General features: G+C 76.5%; 2 protein-coding genes. Both read right to left on the reverse strand.

Annotated elements, in window-relative coordinates; translation table 11 throughout:
* Window positions 1–92: 92 nt before the first annotated feature.
* Entirely contained in the window at window positions 93–1799 is a 1707-nt protein-coding gene (locus tag DVH02_RS32780) for a PucR family transcriptional regulator (protein WP_114627486.1), read from the reverse strand.
* 108 nt (window positions 1800–1907) lie between these two features.
* Window positions 1908–4217: ATP/GTP-binding protein (locus DVH02_RS32785; RefSeq protein WP_325051420.1), on the reverse strand; the 2310-nt coding region annotated here is incomplete at its 5' end.

The raw sequence follows: 4217 nt of genomic DNA on the forward strand, positions 1-4217 counted from the left end.
GTCCACAGGTGCCTTGCGACTGCGCCTGCCCACAGGTGCCTGACGGCTGTGCCCGTCCACAGGTGCCTTGCGACTGCTGCTGTCCAGGTGCTTTACGACTGCGTCCCGGCGGTCCCTGGCGGGTCCGGTGGGCCGGGCGCCGTCGTCTTCAGGGCGAGCCACAGCTCCATCCGTACGTCCGCGTCGTCGAGGGAGCGGCCGAGGATCTCCTCCACCCTGCGCATGCGGTAGCGCAGCGTGTGGCGGTGGACCCCGAGGTCGGCCGCCGCCGCGTCCCACTGGCCGTGGTGGGAGAGCCAGGCGCGCAGCGAGGCCACCAGGTCGCCGCGCCCCTTGGCGTCGTGTTCGCGCAGGGCGCGGAGCATGCCGTCGGCGAAGGCGCGCACGGCGTCGTCCGCGAGGAGGGGAAGGAGGGAGCCGGTCGCCAGCTCCTCGTGCTCGACCAGGGCCCGGCCGCGTCGGCGGGCGACGGAGAGCGCCTGTTCGGCCTGTTTGTACGCGCCGGCCGTCGCGATGGGTCCGGTGGTGGCGGAGAGTCCGAAGACGACACCGGTCTCGTCGGACTCGCGCGGCGCGTACGCCTGGCAGGCGGCGACGACGGCGCCGCCGTCCGCCGCGAGCACGGCGAGGCGCCCGTCGCCGTCCGGGACGGCGAGGACCGGTTCGCCCGCGCGCGCGGCGGCCGCCTCCAGCTCCTCGGCGAGGACGTGCAGCGGGTGTTCGGGCGTGCCGGGGGCGGCGGCGGGACCCGTCGTGGCCTCGGCGATCAGCAGCCGGAAGGGGGCGTCGAGCAGCTCGCCGTAGAGATCGCCCGCCACGGCGCGCGCGTGGTCGGGCTGCCCGGCGAGCAGCATCCGCAGGACGGCGGCGCCGAGGCGCTGTTCCGCCGCCTGGAGGGTGCGGGAGCGCTCGGTGGTGAGGGTCAGCAGAGCTATGGCGGAGTGCACGGCGTAGCGCTCGGCGGTGCCCAGGGCGGCGCCGGTGCCGACGGCGAGGGCGCCGCGCACGCGCCGCCCGGTGCCGAGGGACTGGAGTTCCACGCGGTCCTCGGCGCACGCGCCGGTGCGGGTGCCGGTGCGGGTGCCGGTCGTCGCGTCCGGGCCGGTCGCGGTCGCGGTCGCGGTGTCCGCATCGGTGTCCTGGCCCGGGTCGGACGCGTGGTCGGCGCCGACCACCGCGCTGGCGGGCGCGGGCCGCTCGCGCAGCCGCCGTACCTCGGCGCCGAACCGGGCCGCGCGGCGCGCGGCCCAGTCCGGTGCGGCGGCGACGACGGCGCCCGACGCGTCGTACAGCGCGGCCCAGCCGTCCACCTGCGCGGCGAGGCGGGCCAGCAGCGCGGTGGGTCCTTCGGCGAGCGCGGCACGGGTCAGCTCGCGCTGGACCTCGAAGCCCGCGGTCACCGCGCGGTACTGATCGGCGGCGATCGCCGCCGAGACGGCCTTGCTGATCGCGAGGAACGGCGTGCGCCGGGGCACGCCCAGCAGCGGCAGCCCGGCCTCCCGCGCCGCCGTGACGAGCGCCTCGGGAACGTCCTCGTAGTTCACCCCGACCGCGAACCCGAGCCCGGCCACCCCGGCGCCGGTCAGCCGCCGTACATAGCGCCGCATCGCCTCGGGGTCCTCGGCGTCCAGCGTGGTCGCCGTGATGAGCAGCAGCTCGCCGCCCTCCATGTACGGCACGGGATCGACCAGCTCACTCGCGTGCACCCAGCGCACAGCCGTGCGCAGCCGGTCCTGCCCGGCGCGCACGGTGAGGTTGAGCGCCGGGTGCTGGACGAGTGAGGCGAGCGTGGGCGGCATGGTCGGACCGTAGGACCTTCGGAGGATTTACGACGTCCCGTATGAACGGCGTCCGTCAATTCTGCCATCTTGTACGGACCCCGGCGGCCGGTCGGCCGCGCCCACAGGTCAGCCGCGCAGATCCACCAGCAGCGGCGGGGCGTGCTCGCCGGTGACGGTGCGCAGGGAGAGGACGGCGTGGCCCGCGGGGACGGAGTACGCCAGTTCGGAGGCCGACCAGCGTTCCCGCTCGACCTGCCGTACGGTCACGGCGTCCGTCGTCACGGCCTTGCCCGTGACGAGTTTGCGCAGCGCGTGGACGGCCCGGGTGAAGGGCTGGTCGGCGAAGACCGTGTGCTGGGCGACCTCCCGGGTCTCCACCCACTCCTTGCCCCACACCTCGGCGAAGCGCTTGCCGTCCCAGGTGGTGACGCCGGAGAACGCCATGCAGCAGCCGACCGCGCCGAGCAGCGGGGTGTGCAGTCCCTCCGGCACGTCGTCGATGGTGCGCAGCGCGAGGACGGCGCCCGCGTTCACCGAGCGCAGCCGCCGCACGCCCCGGACGGTCTCCGGGGTGAGGGTCCTGGTGGCGTCGTCGAGGACCAGGCAGATGAAGAGCGAGCGGTCCGCGCGGGCGGCGGCGACGGCGGTGAACTGGGCGAGGACGAGGCGGGCGAGCAGCCGGGACGCCTCCGCGTGGGCGCGTTCCGGCAGCTCGATCCGTACCCGTACGGGCAGTCGTTCCACGGAGCGCAGCGAGAAGGGGCGCGCCTCGGGTCCGGTGGCGAAGAACTCCGCGAACGCGGGCCGGTCGAGGAGGGCGAGCCGGTCGGTGAGGGCGGGCCCGGGGTCACCCGCGCCGCCCGCCTGGCGGGCGCGCGCGTCGAGTTCGCGCAGCATCGCGTGGTGTGCGCGCGGGTCGAGCGCCTCCCGCAGCCCGGTGAGCGCGGACGGTACGCCGTCGAGCAGCTCCCGGAGCACGGGCACCGCCGGGAAGTGTCCGTGGGCGGCGCGGTAGGGGCCGATGAGCTGGGCGAGCGCCGAGGCCGCCCGGCGGCTGTCGAGGGTGGGGAGGTCGCCCACGAGGCCCTCCGCGAGCAGGGCGGCGGCCTCGTCGGGGTCGGTGGTGCCGCCGTACAGGTCGAAGTCGTGGCGGGAGGCGGGGGCGCCGATCCTGACGACGACGTCGTACGCCTCGTCGGGGCCGAGCGGTGTGCCGGCGGCGCAGACGGTGACGGCGGCGCACCGCCCGGCGAGCGCCTGGAGGGCGAGGGACTCCACGACGGGCCTGATCAGCCGGTCGGACTTGCCCGCGCCCGGCGGTCCGACGGCCAGCAGCGAGGTGCCGAGGAGCCCGGGGTCCAGGGCCGCACCGGAGCCGCGACGCTCGTAGGGGTTGTGGGGGTCGTCCGCGCAGCGGCCGATGCGGACCTGCCCGGTGAGCAGGTCGTGCGGTGCGGTGCGCCGGGGCAGGTCCCGGTCGCCCGAGGGGTGCGGGCAGGCGGCGGCTCCGCGGCGCAGCACGGCGTCGGTGAAGGGGGCGATCCGTGCCGGCTCGGTCCCGGCCGCGGACCACGCGTGGCGCAGCCGCGCGACGTCCACGTCGTTCATCGCGCCGGTGCGCGCTTCGGCGGCCAGGGTGTCGGCGGCGTCGGGCTGTCCGGCCGCCCGCAGCTCCGGCCAGTCGGCGGGTGAGGCCGCGCCGGGCCGCTGGGCGGGGGCGGACGCGCCGGCGGCCGGGGGGCGGCCCGCGCCGCCCCCGGCGTACCGCGCGGCGAGCGAGCGCCACTGGCCGAGACGCGCGAAGGGCCACAGGACGCCCACGCTGATGAGTACGTAGATCACGTTCACGACGCCCTGGCTCTGGAAGATCCGGCCGCCCGCGATCCAGGCCACGACGATCAGCACCGGCCGGGCGACCGGCAGCACGTCCCGCCAGACGAGCAGCAGCACCAAGGCGCCCGCGAGGGCCGAGGCGGCGCCGAGGAAGGGCTGTCCGCGCCGCGCGACATGGCGCCGGAACAGCTCGGCCCAGTTCCCGAGCCGGGCGCAGGTATGGACGAGGAGTCCGAAGAGGAGGGCCTCGTAGACCGTGACCGCGCGCTCCGCCTCGCGCGTCGTGGGGCCGCCGAAGCTGCCCGCGTACCACCAGTCGGCCGGGGTGAGGAGTTTCAGTGGGACGAGCCGGTAGGGGATGTAGCCGTGCCGCCACAGTGTCCAGACGAGCGTCCCGGAGAGCAGGGAGATCAGCAGGCCGACGACCAGCGCGCGGTCGGGGACCCCCTCGGGCTTCTCCGGTGGCCTCGGGACATGGCCGTAGCGCCAGACGCCGGGGGCGTCGCCGCGCCTCGGGGTGCGCAGCCAGTCGTCGAGCGGGACGGCCGGGGCCGCGGCCTCGGTCGGCGGCGGCCCGGGGGGCGCGTGCGACGGGCGGGGCGG

It is taken from the genome of Streptomyces corynorhini (assembly GCF_003346515.1).
In the GTDB taxonomy this organism is placed as follows: Bacteria; Actinomycetota; Actinomycetes; order Streptomycetales; family Streptomycetaceae; genus Streptomyces; species Streptomyces corynorhini.